This window comes from Thermophagus sp. OGC60D27 (assembly GCF_052400625.1).
GTDB lineage: Bacteria > Bacteroidota > Bacteroidia > Bacteroidales > Marinilabiliaceae > Thermophagus.
The window spans coordinates 51751-75422 of sequence record NZ_JBQTGH010000011.1; the positions used below are offsets into that span (position 1 = coordinate 51751).

At 41.2% G+C, this 23672-nt stretch carries 17 protein-coding genes; 11 read left to right on the top strand and 6 right to left on the bottom strand.

All coding sequences use genetic code 11. The features are described 5' to 3' along the window. Positions 1–31: 31 nt before the first annotated feature. Positions 32–154, top strand: a complete 123-nt coding sequence (locus tag ACT29H_RS13690) for a hypothetical protein (protein ID WP_444822304.1) — start codon at positions 32–34, stop codon at positions 152–154. Positions 155–373: 219 nt separating this feature from the next. On the opposite strand, the gene ACT29H_RS13695 is transcribed toward ACT29H_RS13690, so the two are convergent. From ACT29H_RS13695 to ACT29H_RS13710, 4 genes are all read right to left on the bottom strand, one after another. Beyond that, the gene (locus ACT29H_RS13695) at positions 374–844 is read right to left on the bottom strand and encodes a hypothetical protein (RefSeq protein ID WP_444822207.1); all 471 of its coding nucleotides are present in this window, start codon (positions 842–844) and stop codon (positions 374–376) included. Continuing rightward, entirely contained in the window at positions 841–978 is a 138-nt protein-coding gene (locus tag ACT29H_RS13700; RefSeq protein ID WP_444822208.1) for a hypothetical protein, read from the bottom strand. Before ACT29H_RS13700 ends, ACT29H_RS13695 begins: the two co-directional genes overlap by 4 nt. 263 nt (positions 979–1241) lie before the next feature. Beyond that, positions 1242–1982: an SDR family oxidoreductase gene (locus ACT29H_RS13705; RefSeq protein WP_444822209.1), complete on the bottom strand. Its 741-nt coding sequence runs from the start codon at positions 1980–1982 to the stop codon at positions 1242–1244. Between the two features lie 274 nt (positions 1983–2256). After that, positions 2257–2949, bottom strand: a complete 693-nt coding sequence (locus ACT29H_RS13710) for a Crp/Fnr family transcriptional regulator (RefSeq protein WP_444822210.1) — start codon at positions 2947–2949, stop codon at positions 2257–2259. Between the two features lie 427 nt (positions 2950–3376). On the opposite strand from ACT29H_RS13710, the gene ACT29H_RS13715 reads away from it, so the two are divergent. The 8 genes from ACT29H_RS13715 (at position 3377) to ACT29H_RS13750 (ending at position 16558) form a co-directional block, all read left to right on the top strand. After that, the gene (locus ACT29H_RS13715; RefSeq protein WP_444822211.1) at positions 3377–3724 is read left to right on the top strand and encodes a thioredoxin; all 348 of its coding nucleotides are present in this window, start codon (positions 3377–3379) and stop codon (positions 3722–3724) included. A 112-nt stretch (positions 3725–3836) separates the two neighbouring features. Then, a complete protein-coding gene (locus ACT29H_RS13720; RefSeq protein ID WP_444822212.1) occupies positions 3837–4760 on the top strand; it encodes an NAD(P)/FAD-dependent oxidoreductase in 924 nt (307 codons plus the stop codon). Between the two features lie 578 nt (positions 4761–5338). Further along, a complete protein-coding gene (locus tag ACT29H_RS13725; RefSeq protein ID WP_444822213.1) occupies positions 5339–6940 on the top strand; it encodes a DUF6377 domain-containing protein in 1602 nt (533 codons plus the stop codon). A 402-nt stretch (positions 6941–7342) separates the two neighbouring features. Continuing rightward, on the top strand, positions 7343–10360 hold the full coding sequence (locus ACT29H_RS13730; RefSeq protein WP_444822214.1) for a SusC/RagA family TonB-linked outer membrane protein: 3018 nt from the start codon (positions 7343–7345) through the stop codon (positions 10358–10360). A gap of 15 nt (positions 10361–10375) precedes the next feature. Then, entirely contained in the window at positions 10376–11881 is a 1506-nt protein-coding gene (locus ACT29H_RS13735) for a RagB/SusD family nutrient uptake outer membrane protein (RefSeq protein ID WP_444822215.1), read from the top strand. 18 nt (positions 11882–11899) lie between these two features. After that, on the top strand, positions 11900–12979 hold the full coding sequence (locus tag ACT29H_RS13740; RefSeq protein ID WP_444822216.1) for a SusE domain-containing protein: 1080 nt from the start codon (positions 11900–11902) through the stop codon (positions 12977–12979). 94 nt (positions 12980–13073) lie between these two features. Further along, positions 13074–14474 carry an alpha-amylase family glycosyl hydrolase gene (locus ACT29H_RS13745; RefSeq protein ID WP_444822217.1) on the top strand — a complete coding sequence of 467 codons (1401 nt, stop codon included), beginning with the start codon at positions 13074–13076 and terminating at the stop codon, positions 14472–14474. A 17-nt stretch (positions 14475–14491) separates the two neighbouring features. Then, positions 14492–16558, top strand: coding sequence for a glycoside hydrolase family 97 protein (locus tag ACT29H_RS13750; RefSeq protein ID WP_444822218.1), 2067 nt, complete (start codon positions 14492–14494; stop codon positions 16556–16558). An 861-nt stretch (positions 16559–17419) separates the two neighbouring features. On the opposite strand, the gene ACT29H_RS13755 is transcribed toward ACT29H_RS13750, so the two are convergent. Continuing rightward, entirely contained in the window at positions 17420–19918 is a 2499-nt protein-coding gene (locus ACT29H_RS13755) for a TonB-dependent receptor domain-containing protein (protein ID WP_444822219.1), read from the bottom strand. 252 nt (positions 19919–20170) lie between these two features. Here ACT29H_RS13755 and ACT29H_RS13760 point away from each other — a divergent pair, with 252 nt between their 5' ends. Further along, on the top strand, positions 20171–21160 hold the full coding sequence (locus tag ACT29H_RS13760) for a YhdH/YhfP family quinone oxidoreductase (protein WP_444822220.1): 990 nt from the start codon (positions 20171–20173) through the stop codon (positions 21158–21160). Between the two features lie 66 nt (positions 21161–21226). After that, positions 21227–22171, top strand: coding sequence for an aldo/keto reductase (locus ACT29H_RS13765; RefSeq protein ID WP_444822221.1), 945 nt, complete (start codon positions 21227–21229; stop codon positions 22169–22171). Positions 22172–22411: 240 nt separating this feature from the next. On the opposite strand, the gene ACT29H_RS13770 is transcribed toward ACT29H_RS13765, so the two are convergent. Continuing rightward, entirely contained in the window at positions 22412–23263 is an 852-nt protein-coding gene (locus ACT29H_RS13770; protein ID WP_444822222.1) for an SDR family oxidoreductase, read from the bottom strand. Between the last annotated feature and the right edge of the window lie 409 nt (positions 23264–23672).

A 23672-nucleotide genomic window follows, 5' to 3' on the forward strand; every position in this document is an offset into this window, starting at 1 on the left:
AATAGACCATATAGCCATCCGGACACGTGACCTGGATAAGGTCAGAGATTTTTATGTCAGGTATTTTGGTGCTGTATGCAGTAGAAAGTATGAGAATCCTGAAAAGAAATTTTCGTCCTATTTTTGTCTTTTCCGGGTGAGTCTACCCGAATAGAATTTATAGACCACCGCAAAGGGTGACTAATTTAAACGGTTCTCTGATTTTGGCACAAGATGAACCGAAATAATTTTTGTCTGGCACATCTTACTTTGGTAAGTCGATTATTGGCTGTATCAGGTTCACTAAGTCTGAATCCTCGAGATCGGGCTTTAAATAAAGGGGATTATAAATGGTCTTTTTTCTTTTAATATAGGCGGTTGTAAGATTTTCATTTTATTTGTTGACACTGAGTCTGTTGGTTTCCACGAGCCGGTCTATCTCATCACGCAGGGCGTATTTCTGGTCGTCGATAGTTTCATCTTTGAGCAGTTTGTTCAGTGCAATAAATTTATTTACAGGTTTTTTATATTCATCAGTGTGCATAAATGTTTCCATCCAGTCGCGGTAGTTGTTGGTTAAAAGCTTTTTGCCGTCGTCGGTTAATGATTTGGCAAAATCAAGCATGTTGGGTCCGTGGTCGTACATATCAATCAGATTAACCTCTTTATCAAGTAATAATTCCGGCAGATAAATGTTTTGAAAAGCCATATCGATGGTGTAAATTTTTGCTTCTGCCATCTTCCCGGTTTCGAAATAGGCTATTGCCCATATGAGCGAAAGGAAGGGTGAGCCAATATCATCAGGAAAATTTTTGTCAAACCATTTTTTGTAGGTAATGACTCCTTTATAATCTGCTATTTTCATGTACAGCTCAAAGATGTATAATAGCGATTACCGGCACTATCAATAAAACCGCCAAATTTCCGTTTCTCGGCGGTTAATGCCACGCGACGTTTCCTTATCGATTTTTTTATTTTCTCAATCTGTTTTTCTGTCATGATTTTAAGTGTTCAAGCAATTAATATGTGAATATTTTTCTTACCATGTTTTATTATTTATCGGTTTAAAATTATCCAATTTATTGGTATGATGAAACTCGAATGACAAATGGTTTTCTTGAGCCACTATAGCGGCGCCTTATACCAACTTCAAACGCAGAGACGCAAAGAGGGAATGAAGAGAGAATAGAAATAAAAACAACATACTTAAGATATAAGAAACCCCATGCCCTGTGCTCTATGCTCCACGCATGTCTCTTGCCTCACGCCATCCCACCATTGACCCCTATATTTTGTCCGGTAATCCATTTGGCCTCATTGGTGGCTAAAAACACCACAATATGGGCGATGTCGGAGGGCAAGCCCAAACGTTTAAACGCATTGCTGTTGGCCAGTTGGGTGATGACTTCTTCCGACTTGCCTTCCAGAAACAGGTCTGTTGCCGTGGGTCCCGGCAAAACACAGTTGACATTTATCCCTCTTTTCCCTACTTCTTTGGCAAATACCCGGCTCAATTGCTGTACCGCCGCCTTGGTGGCCGAATAGACGCCATAGGTGGGGAAAATGGTGCGGGTGACGGTCGATGATATGTTAATGATACTTCCATTGTCGGCCAGTCGGGTGGAGGCTTCACGAAGCGTGTAAAAAACCCCTTTCAGATTTATGTTTAACTGTTTCTCAAAAATCTCATCGGTCGTATCCTGAATCAGGGTGTTGACCATCACACCGGCATTGTTGACCAACACGTCAACTTTTCCGAAGTGCTTAATGGTTTCGTTAAAGAGGTATTTCACCGCTTCCTTTTGGCTCACATCGGCTTTAATGCAAACGGCTTTGGTGTCGTTGGCATTAATCTTTTTGGCCACCTTCTCGGCCAGGGATTTGCTGTTGGCATAATTAACAACCACTCTGGCGCCCTGTGCAGCTAATGCGGTGGCGATTTCGGCCCCAATTCCCTTCGACGCCCCCGTTACGATGGCTACTTTGTCTTTTAAGGTGTTCATGTTACGTTGATTTATTGAATTTATTTTTTGTAAGTTACTGCAATTTAGGATATGGATTAAGACAGAACGGAAAATTAAAGCTGTTTTTTAGGCGAAGAGGGATGTCTGGGATGAAGAATATTTTGGGGCAATCGATAAAATCGGGTTGTAAAGAAGGGTAGAGAGATTGCCTAAGAATGGTAATATGTACTCTGTGGAATCCTGTGAATAACTCTGTGATCCTCTGAGAAACTTTAAAATTCTCACGCCGAAGATCTAATGCATAATTGGGGGTTTAACTGTTTTTACTGATCATTTCCAGTTTTTTCCGGTCTTTGATTTCAATGTCTTTTCTTTTTAGCTCTATCATTGCTTCGTTTTCAAATTCTTTCAAAAACTTTATGGTGCTTTCGGTTGAGATGGCAGCAAAATCGGCGATGTCCTGACGGGTAAGAAATTGGAAGACTTGTTCTTTCAGGAAAGGTTCAGCCGAGAGATAGAGTAGGGCAGATGCCAGTTTTCCTCTCATTTGTTTATAGGATAGGTTTGCCACCACATTCAGCAATTGTTGTTCATTCCGACAGTTTCTGGAAACGATACGTAAGGCAAAGTCGGCATTGGTTTGAAGTAAATTGCGCAAAGCCTCTTTTTCGATCATGCAAACCCATGCATCTTTTACGGCGATGGCGGAATAGTGATACGTGGTTTCTCCAAAGACGGAGGAGAAAGAAAGGAAATCCCCGGGGCCGGCCAACCGGATGTTTAGTTGGCGGTTATGTCCGGTCTGGAGATAAACCCGCACCAACCCGTCCAACACATAGGTGACGTGGGGCGAGAATGCGCCCTGTTTGAAGATGGTTTCACCTTTCAGATACTGGACTCTGGTTTTATGATGTTGTAGTTTGTCCAGCTCTTCGGGATAAAGTCCCTGAAAACATTCTGCTGAGTCAAATATCGACTTGTTTTTAGTTGTTTGGTTCTCTTCCATCCGTCGCTCTGGTTTTTAGTATTTCTATCGGTTCGAATGACTTCCTGTTTGGTATTGGATCTAACCGGGGGATGATCGGCCTAAGCGAAGGTCGCGCATCCGCAAAGATCGTGATCTTAACACCGTTTTTCTACTTCCTTTGTTGATTGGTAGATGAAAAGCGGAAAATCGTTATTCCCAATTAGGGTATAAAGTTAACTTATTCGGTGTATTTTGATGCCTGTTGAAAGGCGTTTAATGGCGGGGTTTTGTTCTTAATTTTCAGCGATTGTGAATCCATTGGCTGTGGGATGACATAAAAAAAGGTGAAAAATTTCAGGTGAAAAACCGGTATTCTCCAATGTCGTTTCGTTGAAGCCACATGAGGGAGGCGCTACCTTTGCATCATCATAAACAATCGATGTTAACCCATAAAAAAGGAATAATTATGAAGATGTTACAAACAGGGCTTCAGGAAATAGAAACAGCCGATGAGTTGAAGAAAATTATTTCGGAAAATGAGAAGGTCATGGTCTGTTGTGGGCGGATGGGCCCCATGTGTATTCCGGTGTATGAAGCCATGGAGGAGCTGGAAGAGGAACGTGAGGATGTGAAATTTTTCAGCATGGCCTTTGACAATCCGGAAGCGCATATCATTCGCAATGCGCCCGAAACTCAAGGGTTCATGGGGTTGCCTTTTACCATGTATTACAAAAACGGGAAAGTGGTTCATGCCACCAGCAGTATTCAAAGTATGGAGCAAATAACCGCTGTTTTGGATAATCATTTGAAATGAGTCCTACGTAAGCGTTGTAAAGTGATTTCAGATCTGAAGGTGCGGTTACTATTGGCACCTTCAAATTTTTTTACCGGAGACGTTTCGAAAAACATTATAACAGGGAATGAATATGAACGATACGTATGACATCATTATAATAGGTGGAGGTGCGGCCGGCCTTACTGCAGGGATCTATGCTTCCCGCGCCCGCATGACCACTCTTATTTTGAATGAAGGCGCTTTGGGTGGGCAAATGGTACTAACCAATGAAGTGGCCAACTATCCCGGGGTTGAAACCACCAATGGATACCTGTTGGCAAATACCATGAAGAAGCAGGCCAAATCTTTTGGCTGTAAAATAAAATCGAATGTAAAGATTGTCGGTTACCAACTGGAGGGTCGGATCAAAGAGGTGACACTGGAAGATGGCCGTTCTTTTAAGGGGCGGTCGATCATTCTGACACCCGGCGGCCGCCCTCGTTCCTTAAATATTCCCGGCGAAGAGACTTTTAAAGGTACCGGCATCTCTTATTGTGCCACCTGTGATGGCGATTTTTTCAGAGATAAGGAGATTGCGGTCGTTGGCGGAGGAAATTCAGCCCTTGAAGAGGCTGTGACGCTGACCAAATTTGCATCCAAAGTAACCATCGTCCATCAGTTTGACCGGTTTCAGGCGTTTGAGCATGCCGTGGAAGAAGCCAGGAAAAACCCGAAAATTGAATTTATGATGGAGCATGAACCTCGGGAATTTATGGGCAATGGACGTTTGGAAAAGCTGGTGATAGAGCATCTGCCAACGGGAGATCATAAATCGTTAAATGTGGAAGGAACTTTTGTTTTTATTGGGTATCTGCCCAATACCGAGGCATTTAAGGGATTGGTAGAGCTTAATGATCGTAATGAAATTGTCGTGGATAGAGATATGAAAACCAGTGTTGCCGGCGTTTTTGCTGCCGGAGACTGCATTAATAAACGCTTTCGCCAAATCACGACTGCCACGGCTGAAGGAACCATTGCGGCACTGAGTGCCTCAGAATACCTTAGACAGATGTAGTTTTTTTTGAATTGTCCTTAACTCCAAAGATGAAGCCCGGAAAGACATTAGCCTTGCTCCGGGCTTTTTTCGATTTATTTGGGGTAGAATAATGTTATGATAATGAGGTTAAGATTTCATTTTAAGCTGGCTGTAATGGCCTTATATATAGTGTTATAATATTGAAAGTGCTGATCATTCTCCGGTTATTACCTTAATTTGTTCAACTTTTATATGCCAAAATATCTTTTGCATCTATTCTATTTTATATTTTCGCCTTTTGTTGACTTTTAATAATTTTAACATTGATGGAATAGGATGATGTTTGCCCAATGGTTGGGGAGATTAACAAAAAAATAGACATGTAATTAATAGGAGTGGGTTTAAAAATATTTCTTTTTTATATTGACGTATTCAGAATTCCTCATTTAGGAGATTAATTTCTTCGGTAAAATATCCTATTATAGGTTTAATTAGAGATATTTATGGGTAAAAATCCGGATCATATTATAGGTCATATAAGACTTGTTGGCATATTGTTTATGCGGGCGATAAAAATAATTCATGATACTTTTATTGTTAGAGAATTAAAAAAAATAATGCTTTGCATTTTAATATTTTTTCTTTTTTTAACGGCCATATCTTCGTTTGGGCAAAATAATGTAGACGAATTATTTATAAAACTTGATGAAGTTATAGAACAAAAAGACCAGTTTGAGCTTGAAAAGATTCATAATATAAAAGTACTGACACAGGAGTATTCAAGAACAGATTCAACGAATCTAAACGAACGTTTTATTTTGACCAATAAACTTCATCAGTCCTATTTTACTTTTCATTATGATTCAGCAGTCTTTTATTCCCGTCGGATGCTGAAAATTGCCAATAAAATTGGAAAATCTGATTATATAAATTATTCACGCTTGAAAATTATTGAGACATTGCTTGCCTCGGGTCTCTTTTCAATCGTGAAAGATTCTTTGAAAAAGGTTTCTACGGCCTCATTGTCGGATAGTTTAAGGGTGAAGTATTATTATTTAAAAGCCCGTCTATATATTGATATGGCTAATTATTATCAACGCCCCTATTACACACATGAGTTTAGGCAAAAGGTTACTTTTTGTCTCGATTCTGCCATTTCCATAACGAATGCCAAGACGCCGCAATATTACTCGTTGAAAGGCCTTCAAAATATTTGGCTTGAACAATATGGAGAGGCCCGAAGAAGTTTTCTTTATTTATTTGAAAATTTTGAAATAGATGGCCGTCAATTCGCTGTGGATGCATCGACTTTTGCTTTTGTATACAACTGTCTGGGTGAACCGGAAAAAGAACTCGAATGGTTATTGAAGGCGGCTATCAGAGATATTAAGTTTGCCAATAAGGAATATGTTGCATTACGGATTATTGCCAATCGTCTCTTTTCGCAGGGACAAATAAAGAAATCAAGCCACTATCTCAATATTGCCATCAATGATGCGCAAAGCTATGGTGCTATTCAGCGTGTTTTTCAGATTTCGCAAATACAACCCTTGGTTGAAGCGGCAAGGCTGGATCTTGTTGAAAAGCAGAAGTTACGTTTAAAAGTATTGGTGTTTGCCATTACTTTTTTATTTCTTTTGTTAATCGCTGTACTTGTTTTGTTGTTTAAGCAGTATTATAGAATCAAACTGGTGAAAGATGAACTGGATAAATCCAATAAAGCCCTGTCGGAAAGTAATACAAAACTGAGGGAAGTAAATTTAATTAAGGAAGAGTACATTGCTTTTTTCTTTAAAACTAACTCCGACTTAATTGAAAAGCTCGATGAATATCGTCAGACCATTGATAATAAATTGGCAGTGAATAAAATTAACCAGATACGTTCCATTATTACCAGGGCCGATATTAAACGTGAACGCGAAGCGCTTTTCAGGGATTTTGATACCGGTTTTTTGAATATCTTTCCCGATTTTATCAAAAGATTTAATGCTTTGTTTAAGGAAGGGGATCGCGAATTACCCGATAATAGTAAGCATTTAAATACCAACTTGAGGATTTTTGCTTTAATCCGTTTGGGAATTACCGAAACCGATAAAATTGCTCATATTTTAAACTATTCTGTGAACACCATTAATACGTATAAGACGAAAATCAAAAACAGATCCGTTGTCCCAAATGATGAATTTGAGAAAGAAATCCTAAAAATTCAATCCGTTTGATTGTTGGGATGCATTGAATTCGTTTTCTTCTATACGCCAAAGGCAACTCATATACTCATTCCTTATCCAGAAAATTCGATGATCGTTTGGCTGAATCTATTTACTTATGTTTGGTGTCATACATTTATTTGTTAAAGAATTGTGCTTTAATCTTAATAAATATTTAAAAAGCATTATATTTTTGTGTCGATTTTTAGGATTTGTCTATTTTTTAAGTGCTTTTCTTACAGGTGGTTATGTGTTGTAGCCCGGCTTAATTGCATTATATTCTCCTTATACTTTTTGATTGCCAATCTTTTCAGAGACAAATTTGCACTTCCCGATAATGGGTGGGCATGAAATGTTGTTGTTATAAGAAATGATAATTCAAAATCAGTTTTTTAATTAAATTAAAATCTACCTATGGAGAAAAAAAATGGTAAAGGAATTCGACAAAACACAACACTCATACGTGTTTTTCTGTTCCTGATGTTTTTTGGCTTTATCGACCTTGCTCTTTATGCTGAAAAAGGTTTCGTAAATGAAGAAGAATCCAAGGTTCAGGATTCCAGAACCTATACCGGAAAGGTATATGATGAAACGGGCTTGCCACTTCCGGGGGTCACCGTTGTGATTAAAGGCACACAAATTGGAACCATCACCTCAGCTGACGGTACGTTTACCATTGAAGCCGGAACTGGTGATGTTCTTGTATTTTCTTTTATCGGATTTGAGAAAACAGAATTAGTGCTTGGTTCTGAAACTACCCTTCAACTTACACTCAAACCTGAAATAACAAGTCTGGATGAGGTAGTGGTGGTTGGTTATGGTGTTTCCAAAAAGATGGACCTTACAGGTGCTACCACCAATATAACACACGATGACTTTAACCAGGGGGCGGTAACAAATCCTCTGGAACTGATTTCAGGACGTGCTGCAGGTGTCAACATCACGCAAACCGGCAGTGAGCCGGGTGAAAATCCTTCGGTCCGAATCAGGGGTATTACCTCTCTCATTGGGGGGAATGATCCATTGGTTGTAGTAGATGGCATTCAGGGAAATATGGACCTTTTAAATCAGATTCCACCTTCGGAAATTGAGGCGGTTGACATCTTAAAAGATGCTTCTGCTACGGCCATTTACGGATCCAGAGGTGCCCCGGGAGTAATTATCGTGACCACCAAAAAGGCCAAAGAAGGTCAGTCTGTTGTTGAGTATTCCGGTGCCATGTCTGTAGATGTGATCGCTAACAAGCTGGACATGTTCAATGCAGATCAATGGGAGGAACAAGCCAAAAAATGGGGGGTTCCATACAGTGCCAGGCACGGTTCCGATACCGATTGGTACAATCTTTTGACCCAAACAGGAACCACTCAGAATCATACTTTATCCCTTGGTGGGGGAACGGACAATTTTAGTTATCGGGCTTCTGTTTCGGCCATTTTGCAGGAAGGGGTTGTGATAAATTCTAAGAATGACCAATATATTGGTCGCATCCAGGCTACACAGAAAGCATTTGATGAAAAATTGAAAATATCCGTAAACCTGAGTAATAGTATTTCTCAAAAGGATGGCAGCCCGCAAAGTGTGGGAAGAGCTGATTTTACTTCCAACCTGATCACCAATGCCTATTTGGCACGTCCTACCGATCCGGTTTTGGCATCGGATGGCAGCTATTTTTTCGATGAGAATGTATTTCAATATATAAATCCTTATGCTGTTGCTCAGGAAATAGTCAATGAAGAAGAAACCAAAAATCAATTCGGAAGTTTGAGAACCGATCTGGAGCTGTTTGATGACTTTAATATTGGTTGGTTCGGAAGTTGGAGAAAGGTGTCACGCAGTGCAGGATATTATGCACCGGCAAGCTCAACGTTGGCTTTCGCGATGGATGAAGAGGGAGTGGCCAATGTGACTTCCAATAATACTGATGAAAAGTTGATGGATATAAGCGTTAATTATCAAAAGGAGATAAAAGAACATAGTCTTAAAGTTCTTGGTGTATATGAATGGCAAAAGCAAACCTATCAGGGACACTTTGCTCAGGCCAAAGGTTTTCTTAACGACCTTACCACCTACAATGCCCTCCAATTGGGATCGGTTGATCGATTTAAACCGGGAGACATTTCTTCCTATAAGAACGACAGAAAGTTGATTTCATTCCTAAGCCGTGTCAATTATTCATTTGCTGACAAATATTTGGTTACGGTCAGTTTACGACGCGATGGATCATCGGTATTTGGGGAAGATCATAAGTGGGGAACATTTCCTTCAGCCTCTGTGGCCTGGAGAATTTCCGAGGAGTCTTTTCTTCAAAGTCAGGATTTCCTGACCAATCTGAAATTGAGAGCCGGTTATGGAGTTACGGGAAATCAACAGGGATTGTATCCACAAAACTCATTGCAGTTGGTGAGTGAATCGGGAACGCTGTATTTCAATGGAAAATTGATAACAAATTTTGCAGTTACTCAAAATGCCAATAGCGATCTGCGCTGGGAAACTCGTTACCAAACTAATATAGGACTGGATTTTGGATTGTTTAACGGTCGATTGAACGGAACTTTGGATCTGTTTAGTGCTACCACCGAAAACCTGTTGTTCGATTATACTGTTCCCCAACCGCCTTATCCCTATGGTTCGATAAAAGCAAATGTTGGAAGTCTTAAAAACGAAGGTGTTGAATTGAGTCTGGATGCAAGGTTGATCAATAAGCCTGATTTAATTTTTGCAATGGGTGGTAATATTTCTTTGTTACGCAATGAAGTGATTAAGTTGAGTGGAAGCATTAGTGGCGTGGAGTTGAATACCAACTATGTGCCATGGGGATACAATGCTTATCTGATCGAGGGAAAACCTATAGGAACTTATTATATTCTCGAGAATGCCGGTAAGGATCCTGAAACCAATGAAGAATTGGTGGTTGACCGAAATAATGATGGCGAAATCGATCAGGGTGACAGAAGCGAAGATCGTTATTTCAATGGTTCCTCTCTTCCCAAATATACATTTGCCATTACACCCATGTTGAAATATAAAAATTTCGATGTTTCAATGGTATGGCGTGGTTCTGGGGGTAACAAGATTTTTAATAGAATCAGGAGAGATTTTAGTTTGTTTGAAAAACTGGGGAAACAAAATCTCTTGGTTAGTGCCGCGGAAAAGGGTCTTTTTACCTCCAAATATTCTTCGGATTTGTGGTTGGAAGATGGTGATTATTTGAGATTCGAGAATCTAACTATTGGATACACTTTTAATACCGATAATTGGAAATATGTTGATAAAGTTAGAGTGTCGTTAACGGGAAATAACCTGGCTTTATTTACTGATTATTCCGGTGTAGATCCAGAACTGGATGTTTCGGGAGGGAGTAATTCCGGTGTGGATAACGGAATTTATCCAAAGACAAGAAGCGTAACTTTTGGTTTGAATGTGTCATTTTAATAAACAATGAAGATTATGAAAAAAATAGCATATATATTGTTAATCTCCATGTCATTTCTGGGTTGTGTTGATGTGGAGGAAGAAGTATATGATAAATATGCAGCCAAGGATTTCTATGCATCGCCTGAAGGTTCCGACGCCGCTTTGGCAAGCGTTTATGCTCAAATTCCGGGTAACTGGGATGGTTTTGGATATGCGGGTGCCGATAATGGTTGGTATGATTTGAACTGCATGTCCACCGACGAACAGGTTGTTCCTCATAGAAATACCGGTGATTGGCAGCTTGAATTTGCAAGAATCTATTTGCGTGACTGGCAACCTTCCAATTACTTATTAAACAATACCTGGAATTGGCTTTATCAGTCGGTATTCCGGGCTAATACTGCCATTGAGCAATTGGAAGCCGCCAATGCAGATCCCATGAAAATTGCAGAAGCCAGAGTTTTAAGAGCATTCTTCTATTACTTGCTAATAGATGATTTTGGAGATGTGCCATGGTTTGTGAAAAATGAGCTACCGGTGGACTCTATTCCTCAGACACCTCGAGCAGAGATCTTCGACTTTATTGTTTCTGAGCTTGAAACCTATATGGATGATTTGAGCTTAACAAAGGGCGGGAATTTTTACGGACGAATCAACCGATGGGCCGGTTTGGCCATCTTGGCCAAAGTATATCTTAATGCAGAAGTCTATGTTGGAGACCCCATGTATGAAAAATGCCTTTCGGTTTGTGATGAAATCATTAACGAGGGCGGATTTTCTCTTCATTCGGCTGAAGAGGATGCCTCTCATCCTCTGAAATCGAAATATTACGAATTGTTTGGGGATGTCTGTCCAAACGACGAAACAATCTGGGCTATTTACACCACTGCAGATGTGGTGGGCCGGAATATTTTTACCATTAGAAGTTTTTGGGGTAACGACGGTACTCTTCTATTTGGATACGGCGCCTGGAACGGGACAGTGGTTCCTCCGGAGTTTATTGCATTGTATGAAGATCATGATATCAGAAAAAGGCAGTTTCGATATGGTTCGGATCCTTATGGTCCTCAACCTGAAGGCTTTATTAATTATTTGCTGGAAATTGATAATCTGGACAATCCCGGTGCTGCTCCTGAAGCAGGTGCCCGAAATATGAAGTTTTGGCCGGTTGAACCTATGAGCAGTGGGGGTGCTTCCAATGATTTTCCAATATATCGGTATGCAGACATATTATTGATGAAGGCCGAATGTTTGATTCGTCTGGGCAATGCCGCAGATGCCAAGCCTTTCGTGGATGAGGTGCGCCAAAGAGTAGGGTTGAACTCCCTTTCAACTAATCCCACTCTTAATGACGTTTATGATGAACGAGGTCGGGAGTTGAACTGGGAAGGACATCGCCGTCAGGATATGATTCGTTTTGGCACCTTTACTCGGTCGCATGGTCTGGTACCCGAAGTGGATGAAAAATATCATCTTTTCCCCATTCCAACGGCTGCATTAAATGCAAATCCAAGATTAAAACAAAATCCGGGATGGTAATTTTTAAAAAAGTGTTCTATGAAAAATATTAAATTATTTAGTTCCTTAATCACAGCCTTAATGATAAGTTTTTATGGCTGTGACGATGACCCGTCATTGACAGTACAGCAAAAGGTGGAATTTTCCGATAATATCACCCTGTCTGCCGAAAGTGTAATACTCTCAGATGACAATGCTTCTGATAATGCTTTAACGATCTCATGGCCGGCAGTTCTATTTTCCATAGATGCCCCGGTGAGTTATTCCGTTCAGTTTGCAATTAATCAAGAGTGGGCTTCTGGTGTAAGGCAAGAAATTGGTAGTGATGTTTATTCAGCAACATTTACCGTGGAAGAACTTAATACTATTGTTCTTGAATTAGGTCTCGAAGCCGATAAAGAATCTTCTGTGGATGTAAGGGTCGAAGCTTATCTTAATCAACGGGTATATTCTTCATCTCAGTCGTTTAGTGTAACGGCATATAATTTTGTAGAACCCTATATTAACTACCCCTCTTTATATATTGCCGGAGATTATCAGGGATGGAATATTGCGGCATGTGATTCCATATCATCCAGGGAGGATAATGGTGTTTACGAAGGTTATATCTACATCCCACCGGGAGGAACCAACGAATTTAAGGTGTATGCGCAAAAAGACTGGACTCCCACTTCTTATGGGAATGGCGGGGATGGAAAAGTAATCGTTGCAAATTATGCCGGTGATAATTTTGTGGCCCCATCAGAAGGTTATTATTTATTTGCATTGGATATTAATGCGATGGAGTATCTCTTAATAAAAATTGATACTTGGGGTATTATTGGTGACGCTGCACCAAATGGTTGGGATTCGGATATTGATATGACCTTTGATGCAACAGCACATCTTTGGACCGTTACGGCTGATCTAAAGGCTACAGGATTCCTGAAAATAAGGGCTAACGATGCATGGGTGTTGGATATGGGGCTTGATGAAGAAGGGAATCTTCGTTATGCCAATCATCCGTGGTTAGAGTATGTAGATCGTACCAATTTGGCGGTCCAGGAAGACGGTAATTATACCATTACGTTAGATTTAAGGATACCGGGCAATTATCGGTACAGCATTCAAAAGAATTAGTTTTTAATGGTGGATTGATTAAATCACTTTTTGGTTTCACGGGACATCCGGTGCCGTGAAACCATTTTTTTCACGCTTTTTAAATCTTAGTACAATGTTTAAGAAGACTTTGCTAACAGGAATATTTTTGTTTGTTTCTCTTCTGGTCGGGTCATGTGAGAAGGATAACAATGAAAAATGGGAGACCAAATATCCCGGCGAGAAAGAGGAAGTTGAATTCAGCCAGTATGGCGAACCCTTCACGAAAGTTCCGGAAATATCCGATATTGCCATGTATGAAGTCAATATCAGAGCTTTCAGTCAAGAAGGAAATCTAAATGGAATTACAGTTGAATTGGATTCTTTAAAAAAACTGGGTGTCAATGTTGTCTGGCTGATGCCGATCTATCCTTCCGGGAAAGAAAAAAGTGTTGGTTCGCCTTATGCTGTAAAAGACTATATGGCCATTCATGAAGATTACGGCACTCTTGAAGATTTAAGAGTTCTGGTTAGTGAAGCCCATCAAAGGGATATGGCTGTTATTTTGGACTGGGTAGCTAACCATACGGCATGGGATCATAATTGGATTACTGAACATCCGTCATGGTATTCCAAGGATGAGGCAGGACAAATTATTATTCCGCCAGGGACCGGATGGGAAGACGTGGCAGAACTGAATTATGAGAAGGAAGCCATGAGGTTAGAAATGATCCGTGCCATGAAATATTGGGTGCTGGAAGCGAATGTGGATGGTTTTCGTTGCGATTATGCGCATGGTGTTCCCGATGACTTTTGGAAACAGGCTATTGATACACTCAGGAGTATTCCTGAGCGTGATATTATAATGTTTGCTGAATCAGATAGAAAAGAATTGCTTAGTGCGGGGTTTGATATGATTTTTGGTTGGAAATTTTATGATGCTCTGAAAGAAGTTTTTAGTGACGGGAAGTCTGCGTCTGTAATTTTAAATGCACATAAATCAGAATATGCGGGCCTGTCCAACGGGAAACATGTTTTGAGATGGACATCCAACCATGATCAGAATGCATGGGAGACTACCCCAATTGACCAATTTAATGGGAAAAAGGGTGCTATGGCTGCCTTTGTTGCTGCAGCCTACCTGGGAGGGGTGCCGTTGGTTTATAGCGGTCAGGAAGTGGCCTGTCCGGAGCAGCTCTCTTTTTTTGAAGGTGATGTAACCAAAATTGACTGGACAATAGATCCTGATTATAAGTTGAAATATGAACAGATTCTTCATTTAAGGGCTAGTTATTCGGCCCTTAGAAATGGTAAACTCACTTATTTTAGCTCTGACGATGTTTTGGCATTTGAAAGATCTGCAGAACAAAATGCGGTTTTGGTCTTTGTAAATGTAAGAAATGAGGCATTACAATTTCCTTTGCCGGAATCCTTACAAAATACCACTTGGGTGGATGCATTTTCCGGGGAAGAGGCTTTCTTGGGTATAAGCAAGGAGCTTCCTGCTTATGGGTATGTGGTTTTTTCAAATCCTTAAACTAAATAGAAAGATCAATGGATATATATAAAGGACAGTACCATAAATTCAAAATAGGGCGTAATGGTTTTACAATTTTGGGGTTGTTTTTAATTCTTTTGTTAGGATGTGGGGAGAGTACAAGAAAAATAATGGAAATAAGTTCTCCCGATGGGAAAATATTGATGAGGTTTTCTCTTAAAAACGATACTGCCTATTATTCAGTGTCTAGACAGGGAAGACTCCTATTTGAAGATTCAAAGCTGGGATTTGTATTGGGGGACCTCCCCGACCTGGCAGGAGGGTTTTATGTTGAAAGTTTTGATACCACATATTTTTCCGAGACTTGGGAACAACCGTGGGGAGAAAAAAGAGAAATTTTAAACAATTATAATGAACTTGTAGTTCATCTCACCGAAAAAGACGGATTAAAAAGAAAACTGGATGTCGTATTTCGCGTTTTCAATGATGGGGTTGGTTTCAGATACAGGTTCCCCGAACAGGAACATTTGGGGAAATTCAAGATAATGGATGAACTGACAGAATTTAATCTTCCCAGGAATCCAGAGGTCTGGTGGCAACCTGCATATAAGCCTGATCGATATGAATATTTATACAGGAATAATACATTGAGCCAGGTGGCGGACACTATGCATACCCCGTTGACGATGAAGTATGATGAAGATTTATTTTTATCTATTCATGAAGCTGCCTTGACTGATTATGCGTCAATGACTTTATTCAGAAAAGAAGGAAATTTCCTTAAATGTGATCTGGTTCCATGGTCTGATGGGGTCAAAGTTTATGCAGAGACTCCATTTTCTACGCCATGGCGAACCATTCAGATAGGAAAAAAAGCCGGAGATTTGATTTCTTCATATCTGATTTTGAACCTTAATGAGCCGAATCGATTGGAAGATGTTTCCTGGATAAAACCGGCCAAATATGTGGGTATATGGTGGGAAATGCACATTGGAAAGAGTACGTGGGGTGAAGGGCCTCATCACGGTGCTAATACTCAAAATGTAAAAAAGTATATCGATTTTGCAGCTCAAAATAACATCGATGGCGTATTGGTAGAGGGATGGAATCGTGGTTGGAATTTTGAATGGTGGAAAGATGGTAGTTGTTTTGACTTTACTACTCCTTATCCTAGTTTTAATATTGAAGAAATTATTGAATATGCCGAAAAAAAAGGTGTTGAATTGATCGGGCATCATGAAACGGGGGGAGCTGTCGATAATTATGAAGCTCAAATAGACTCTGCTTTTGCTTTTTATGAAAAGTATGGAGTTCATTATGTTAAAAGTGGTTACGTTAACCCCAACGGTTTGAATGGCCGGGAGTGGCATCATGGTCAGTTTGGTGTGCGTCACTACAGGAAAACTATTGAGTTAGCGGCCAAACATCATATTATGATGGATATTCATGAACCTATTAAGGCAACGGGTATTCGTCGTACTTATCCAAATATAATGACCAGGGAGGGTTCCAGAGGGATGGAGTTCAATGCATGGAGCCCTGATGGAGGTAATCCCCCAGAACATGAAACTATTTTACCGTTTACTCGTCTTTTGGGAGGACCGATGGATTTCACTCCCGGGATCTTTGATATAAATATCTCTGATATTCCCAATAATCAGGTAAATACTACTCTTGCCAAACAGTTGGCACTTTATGTGGTTATTTACAGTCCTTTGCAAATGGCGGCTGATTTGCCAGAAAATTATGTGGATCAACCTGCTTTCCAGTTTATTCGTGAAGTACCGGTGGATTGGGATGATACGCAGGTGTTAAATGGAGAAATTGGGGAATTTGTAACGATTGTCAGAAAAGACCGCAATTCGAATGACTGGTTTCTAGGGACTATTTCCGACGAGCAAGAAAGAGATCTAACCATCGGTCTTGATTTTCTGGACCCAGATGCTAGGTATAAAGCTGTTTTTTATTGTGATGGACCAAATGCTCACTATAAAAACAATCCACTGGATTTGAAAATTGAAGAAAAATATGTTTCTTCTGATATGTTGATCACTATTCATTTGGCACCGGGGGGCGGGCAAGCCATTCGCTTTGAGAAAATGAAAGAAGTTTGCAATCAATAAGGATTACCTTTAAGCTTTGATTTAAAGTTAAACTTGATGGGCTGTCCCAAAAACGGACAGTCCTTTTTATTTTTTTCCTATTGGAAATCAGACTCAATCAATACTTTTGGTGTTGTCCCTTGTTTTAGAACCAATCCCATAGGCATGATTAGTGACGCTGAAAAATGAATTTGCGGCTGTAGAGCTTCTTAATATCAGGTTACTTATTGGAAATAATTTTGTCATCCTTAGTGCCAAAATTTTGCATAAGCCTTTCGGAATATTTGTTTAACCTTCTCGTATTTCTCGGAAACCTTAACAACATATTTGATTAACCTATTCAAAAACTTTCGATAAGGCAATCGAGAATTTTTGTTAGGGCTCTAACTAAAAGGAATTACTTTATGCATGCAATAATTATCAATAATTTACTAAAAATTTTATGAGAGAGTTCCTTGCCTTGACTGGGTTGAATGTTCATCAATTTTAAGATGATAGATTTTTTAAATATAAGATTTGAGATGGTTGAAAACAATATCACAATTTTTTTAAAATTTGGATATCTGTATATTAATAATTTATTTTTCTAATTGTCTTGATGTTTTAAGGCTCAATGGTTCAATATCTTACCTTGAAAAATGTTATGCCTATGGTATTTTCCCCATATTTGACATCCTTGCGTTGCTATAATATTATGGCTAATGGCATTTTCCACGGCTTTGTCCTTTGAATACTTTTTTTGTAAATCTTTTTCGGGACAAGTCAATTCATCTAATAAGCCTATCCGCCAAACCATCTAATGGCCTGCCGGCTTAATAGCCTTTTAATTTTGTTTCTCGCCTTACTATCCTATCCTTCCAACATTTTTCCCGTTCACCCGTCTTAAAATTCCATATCATCCCCTCCTGTATCCATTCCTCCTCCCTGGCGGCCTCCATTTTTTGCTGGACGATTTTTCTGATTCAGGCGGTAAATAAACGACAGTCGGAATTCCCGGGAGCTCCATTTGAATTGGTTGGTAGAAATAATATCGGGCTGAGTGAGTTCATATCTGAATTTCCGGCTGTTTAAGACATCCCGGACGTTGAGGGATATGGTTCCGTTACGTTTCAGAACATCTTTGCTGAGGGACGCATTCATCATATAAAACGGTTTTCGAATTCCTTGCGTGGTTTCCTGCTGACCACGGTAAAAGAAGGTGGTTTGCAGGCTCAGGTTATTATTCCATTGCATTCTGGAATTGATGCGTGTATCCCACGACCAGGTGTCGCTGCTTAAGTCTTGTACTTCGCCTTCATCCGGAATAAATGTTCCTTCGGTTTGCATTCGGTAGAAGTTGAAGTTGGCCGACAGGTTCCACCATTTTATGGGGTTGACGGAAATATTGGTTTCGGCGCCATAAGACTTCCTTTCTGCCAGGTTTCGCGGTTCGGTGATGGTAATACCTTCCGGGGTCACATAGCTGATTCGTTCCTCAACGCCGGAGGTGTATCGATAATAGATGCCGGCATAATAGGACGACTTACCCGGCGTAAAGACATAGCCACTTTCGTAGGCATCGGTGAATTCAGGTTCCAGGTCTGGATTTCCTCTTCTGATGTTTCTGGAATCGGTCAGCCCGAAAAATGGATTGAGATTCCGGAAGCTTGGGCGGTCAATCCTTCGGCTGTAGCTGATTTGCCAGGCATTGTATTGGTTGAAGTGATAAGTGGTATGGACTGTTGGGAAGAGGTCGAAATAGGAGCGTTCATTTTCTTCAGACGTCTCTTTCAGATGGGTTTTTATGCCGGTATATTCACCTCTTAGGCCGGCTTGTACACTTATGGGTCCCCATTTGTTGGCACCCTGAAGATAAATGGCAGCAACATCTTCGTTGTAGCTAAAGTCATTGGTGTAATCCGGGTCCGTTACCCAGTTGTTGTTTTCGTCGAGGTCTTCCACTTCATAGGGATTAGAGATGTCTCTGAATTCACCCCGGATACCTGCTTCGAAACGCCCATTGGCACTGAACGGGTAAACATAGTCGGCCTGTATCAAATAGTTTTCTTCACGTTCGTTGTTGTAAACCGTTTGATAAGCTAATTCGTCGGGTGTTTGAAAAGGGGAGGATGAAAAAACTTTCTCTTCTATTTCCGAATCTTCTGTTTCATCGTCCAGCAAATATTGCGCGTAAATGTTCAGTTTATGTTCTTCATTTTCGGGGTCGAATATTTTTCCCAGATTCATTGAAAAATCCGCATTCCATTCGGTTTCTAGTTCTTCATCATAGCGCGTTGTTTTTTCAAACATTACACCCGGTAGTCCATTGTTGTCGATGAAATCCTGATACAACACGTCCGATTTATTGGTTTCATCGTCATAACTAAACATACCGGCGATGGTGAGCGTCGTCGTATTGTTTAGATAAACATCGGCTCCGCCCCGCAGGTTGTGCGACCATCCCGAGCGGTTTCTGTTTCGGTCGAGCCGTGTGTGGAAGGGGGTGTCGGCCAGAGGAAAATACTGATCGGAAAAACCTTCGCCTTCCCGTTCGCCATAGCGAATACCATAGTTGAAGAAATAGTTGATCTTTTCGCGGCGAAAATTAACATTGGCCCCAAACTGATATCTTTCGGGTGTGGCGACCGATCCTTCAAAAGAACCGTTTACACCTCGTCGTTGGTCTTTTTTCAGAACGATGTTAATGATGCCCACCATTCCTTCGGCTTCGTATCGGGCACTGGGATTGGTGATGACTTCTACCCGCTCAATCATGTTGCCGGGGAGGGCTCTCAGAGCATCCGCAGTACCTGAATTAACCAGTCCGGAGGGTTTGCCATTTATGAGCATGCGTACGCCACCGCTACCTCGAAGAGATACATTGCCATCATCATCCACAGATACCGTTGGAATATTGTCCAGTATGTCTGCGGCAGAGTTGCCGGTATTGGTGAGGTCTTTTCCGACGTTGAAAACTTTCCGGTCGACGCCGATAACCATTTCACTCTTTTCGCCTCTGACGGTCACCTCATTGAGACTGGTAGTGGATGGTTGCAGACGTATTGATCCCAAATCTATGGTGTTTCGCCGGTTTTCTATACGTATATTTTCAATGGTTTTTTTTTGATAGGCCACAAACTGTACTTCCACATAATAGGTTCCGGGGTTTAACTCAAAACTAAATTCCCCTTTGGCATTTGTTATGCCACCATCTATCAACGTGGAATCTTCCGTATAGATGGAAATGGTGGCAAATTCCATCGGCACATTTTCATCTGCATCGATTACTATTCCGCTCAACTTTCCTTTTTCCGCAGGGGGAGCGGACTGACCAACCAAACCCGAATTAAAAACGACACCCAGGATCGAATATGTGACCAATATTTTCCAGAACTTATTCATAGCCAATATATATGAAGTTTTTTGATAGAACACTGGTATGTTAGATGTCTTTGTCCTAAAATAGTTTAATGCACGAGGCTGTTAAGATGTGTTAATAGAAGCGTGGTCTTGACCGCCTTTTTGTTGATAAATGTGTTTTTTTAATAACCTTTCTAATTGGTTGGCTGTTGTCCTATATATTGGCTTTAATTTTGGCGCCAATTGAAACCATGTTTTTTTATAGATAATTAATAAGTAGCGAAAAAGAGAGAAATGGAAGAAAAGCAATTTTCGGCGTTTGTCGTTGAAGAAGAAGGAACCTTTAAAAGGACCGTCAAGGTAAAATCTGTGGACGATTTGCCGGAAGGTGATCTGTTGATTCGGGTTTACTATTCATCCTTAAACTATAAGGATGCGCTTTCATCAATCGGGAACAAAGGGGTTACCAGAAAATATCCTCACACACCGGGTATTGATGCCGCGGGTGTGGTGGAATGGTCGGGGAGCCAACGGTTTAATGCCGGCGACCAAGTGATTGTCACCAGTTATGATCTGGGCATGAATACCGACGGTGGTTTTGCTGAATATATCAGGGTTCCGGAGAGTTGGGCCGTCCCGTTGCCGGAGCGTCTTACTATGAGGGAAGCCATGGTATTGGGAACCGCCGGGTTGACCGCCGGGATATCGGTTTTACGTCTCACGGAACTGGTAAAGCCCGATAGCGGTCCCATTATCGTATCGGGTGCTACCGGCGGAGTGGGGGCCTTAAGTGTTACCATCCTGAGTAAATTGGGATATGCGGTGACGGCCGTTACGGGAAAAGAAACGGAACGTGCCTATCTGGAAGGGCTGGGCGCCAAAAATATCATTCTTCGGAAAGAATTTGAAGCGATGGAAAAACGACCGCTTTTAAAATCCATGTTTGCCGGTGCCATTGATACTGTTGGAGGCGTTATATTGGAGAACATTATTAAATCGACGAAGCCTATGGGAGCGGTGACTTGTTGCGGCAATGTGGCTTCGCCAAACCTCAATTTAACGGTTTTTCCTTTTATTCTAAGGGGGGTAGCGCTTATTGGCATCGATTCTCAGAATTACCCAATGGTTTATCGGGAAAAAGTATGGAATAAATTGTCGGGCGAGTGGAAACCGGATCACCTGGAGGAGATGGCCACTGAAATATCGTTGGATGAATTGAATCAAAAGATTGATTTGATGCTTAAAGGTCAGCTGAAGGGACGAACGGTTCTGAAGCTGGCATAGCTCACGTGGTTTCGGTCCCGGATCATTTTACCGTCAGAACAGAATATAAACATTAAAAACAGAGATATGAAAAAAGTAAAACTTGGAAATACAGGGCTGGAAGTAGCCCCGATTAATTTTGGTGGCAATGTTTTTGGATGGACCCTTGACGAGGAAAAATCGTTTGAAATACTGGATGCCTTTGTTGATGGCGGCTTCAACTTCATTGATACGGCCGACACCTATGCCTGGTGGGTAAACGGGAAAGGCGGACAGTCCGAAACCATCATTGGCAACTGGATGAAGGCACGAGGTAACAGAGACCGGGTGATTATTGCGACCAAAGTGGGGTCCGAAACCAAAGAACATCCTTTTGACATTAGTAAAAAACATATTCTTAAATCGGTGGACGAATCGTTAAGTCGCCTTCAGACCGATTACATAGATTTGTATTATACCCACTTCGACGACAACAAAACGCCGGTGGAGGAGACCTTGTCTGCCTATGATGAGGTTATAAAAGCCGGAAAGGTACGTTATATCGGGGCTTCCAATGTTTCGCCTCAGCGTTTGACTGAATCTTTTGAGACGGCCGAAAAAAATGATTTGCCTCGTTATGTGGCTTTGCAGCCGCATTACAATTTGGTGGAAAGAGAAGGGTATGAATCCCAATACGCCCCATTGGTAAAAAAGTATGGGTTGAGTGTTATGCCTTACTGGTCGTTGGCTGCCGGCTTTTTAACCGGGAAATACCGCAGCGAAGCGGACCTGGGCAAGAGCGTTCGTGGACAAGGAGTTCGCAAATATCTGAATCCGAAAGGTTTGGCAGTTTTAGATGCATTGGATAAAGTGTCGGAGAAACACAACAGTCAGCCGGCAACCATTGCACTGGCCTGGTTACTTTCCCGTCCATTCGTGGCGGCGCCCATCGTAAGTGCCACGAATAAAAACCAGTTAAAAGCCATTTTTGAAGCACCAAAAGTTCAGTTAGACGCAGAAGATCTGGCCTTGCTGGAAAAGGTCTCTTTTTAATGGAACCGAAAAACAGTAAACGGGGTATTTCTCCTTAGATGGGAAATACCCCGTTTTTAATGTCTAAACCTTAGGTTTATTAAACCCGAAAAATGCATTAGAAAATCTATTACGAATTAAAATTGCTGCCAATTCAGTTGCAATCCAACTTGTTGAAATTCACTATAGAGGTGCTGTGCCTCATTTCAACAAGTTTGTGATAGATTGCCCTTTCGGTTCTCGGGGCGAAGTTCTGATGCGTTATTCGGTTTTAAGAGCTTCCCTGACCGATTGGGCAATCGGTGTTGTGGGTCTTCCAAGAATTTTTGAAAGGGTTTTGGAATCATCAAACAAGTCGTTTTTGGAGGCACTCACATCCCAGTTTGCCAGTCCGGCGGCCAGGTCGTCCGGTAAGCCTACACTTTTTAAAACAGCGGCAAACTCATGCTCGGGCAAATCCTTGTAGGGGATATTCTTCCCGGTCTGGTGCGATATTTCTTTGGCCAGATCGGAAAGGGTATAGAAGGTGTCGCCGGCCAGCTCATAGGTTTTTCCTTTGTGCGTATCGTCAGCAATGACGATGGCTGCCGCTTCGGCATAGTCGGCACGGGGGGCCGATGAAATCTTACCGTTGCCGGCGCTTCCTAAAAAGGCTCCGCCCTGCAAAGCCCCCGGGATGGATGCGGTATAGTTTTCCGTGTACCAACCATTTCTCAATAAAGTAAAGTCGATTCCCGATTCTTTAAGCGCTTTTTCGGTTTCCAGATGTTCCGGAATCAGGTTGAGGGATGATTGGTCGGCATGAAGCAGACTGGTATAAACAATCCATTTCACACCGGCTTTTTGGGCTGCGTTGATGACGTTGCTGTGCTGCCGACTACGTTGTCCCACTTCAGAGCCGGAAATGAGCAATAAGCGGTCGATGCCCTGAAGAGACTCTTCCATTACCTCCGGTTGATTGTAATCAAAAGCCCGGACTTCTGTTCCCAGGGTGGCACCTTTTTCCTTGTTACGTGCCAAGGCAACAATGTTTTCTGTCGGAACTCTCTTTTTTAATTCTTCTACGACGATGCGGCCCAATTGGCCGGTTGCACCTGTTACTGCAATTTTCATGATATACTTTTTTTTGTGTTTATTTTTTTTACCATTAATTGTATGGCAAAGGTAGGTGGTGCAACCGACAAGGTAAAGGTTAAAAATGGACTGAAAATGGTAAAAATGGGAATTGCTTTATGGCATACTGTTGTGTGTTTTGGTACCTGACGTGGATTACAGAATTGCCTTAAATCAAAGCTTCCTAGCATCAATTATACCATGTGGAATTGGGTAAAAAGCTTTTAGCCTCAGTTGTTTATTTGTCGGTTTCTGACCTCTCGTCTCTGGTTCCCGGCTGCTATTTCTGACATCAATCTCTATAAAAATAACTTATAAAAATGCATTCAGATGAATGCAAACCGGATGGTCAAATCACACCGATAATGCAACCTTAAACTAATATCTATAAATCTTAAATCTAAACATC

Excerpts from the sequence above, each read along its gene's own strand:
- ACT29H_RS13705 (WP_444822209.1), bottom strand. The coding sequence starts at position 1,982 with ATGAACACCTTAAAAGACAAAGTAGCCATCGTAACGGGGGCGTCGAAG.
- ACT29H_RS13755 (WP_444822219.1), bottom strand. The coding sequence starts at position 19,918 with ATGAATAAGTTCTGGAAAATATTGGTCACATATTCGATCCTGGGTGTC.
- ACT29H_RS13740 (WP_444822216.1), top strand. The coding sequence starts at position 11,900 with ATGAAAAATATTAAATTATTTAGTTCCTTAATCACAGCCTTAATGATA.
- ACT29H_RS13770 (WP_444822222.1), bottom strand. The coding sequence starts at position 23,263 with ATGAAAATTGCAGTAACAGGTGCAACCGGCCAATTGGGCCGCATCGTC.
- ACT29H_RS13715 (WP_444822211.1), top strand. The coding sequence starts at position 3,377 with ATGAAGATGTTACAAACAGGGCTTCAGGAAATAGAAACAGCCGATGAG.
- ACT29H_RS13750 (WP_444822218.1), top strand. The coding sequence starts at position 14,492 with ATGGATATATATAAAGGACAGTACCATAAATTCAAAATAGGGCGTAAT.
- ACT29H_RS13710 (WP_444822210.1), bottom strand. The coding sequence starts at position 2,949 with ATGGAAGAGAACCAAACAACTAAAAACAAGTCGATATTTGACTCAGCA.
- ACT29H_RS13720 (WP_444822212.1), top strand. The coding sequence starts at position 3,837 with ATGAACGATACGTATGACATCATTATAATAGGTGGAGGTGCGGCCGGC.
- ACT29H_RS13765 (WP_444822221.1), top strand. The coding sequence starts at position 21,227 with ATGAAAAAAGTAAAACTTGGAAATACAGGGCTGGAAGTAGCCCCGATT.
- ACT29H_RS13725 (WP_444822213.1), top strand. The coding sequence starts at position 5,339 with ATGCTTTGCATTTTAATATTTTTTCTTTTTTTAACGGCCATATCTTCG.
- ACT29H_RS13745 (WP_444822217.1), top strand. The coding sequence starts at position 13,074 with ATGTTTAAGAAGACTTTGCTAACAGGAATATTTTTGTTTGTTTCTCTT.
- ACT29H_RS13700 (WP_444822208.1), bottom strand. The coding sequence starts at position 978 with ATGACAGAAAAACAGATTGAGAAAATAAAAAAATCGATAAGGAAACGT.
- ACT29H_RS13735 (WP_444822215.1), top strand. The coding sequence starts at position 10,376 with ATGAAAAAAATAGCATATATATTGTTAATCTCCATGTCATTTCTGGGT.
- ACT29H_RS13730 (WP_444822214.1), top strand. The coding sequence starts at position 7,343 with ATGGAGAAAAAAAATGGTAAAGGAATTCGACAAAACACAACACTCATA.
- ACT29H_RS13695 (WP_444822207.1), bottom strand. The coding sequence starts at position 844 with ATGAAAATAGCAGATTATAAAGGAGTCATTACCTACAAAAAATGGTTT.
- ACT29H_RS13760 (WP_444822220.1), top strand. The coding sequence starts at position 20,171 with ATGGAAGAAAAGCAATTTTCGGCGTTTGTCGTTGAAGAAGAAGGAACC.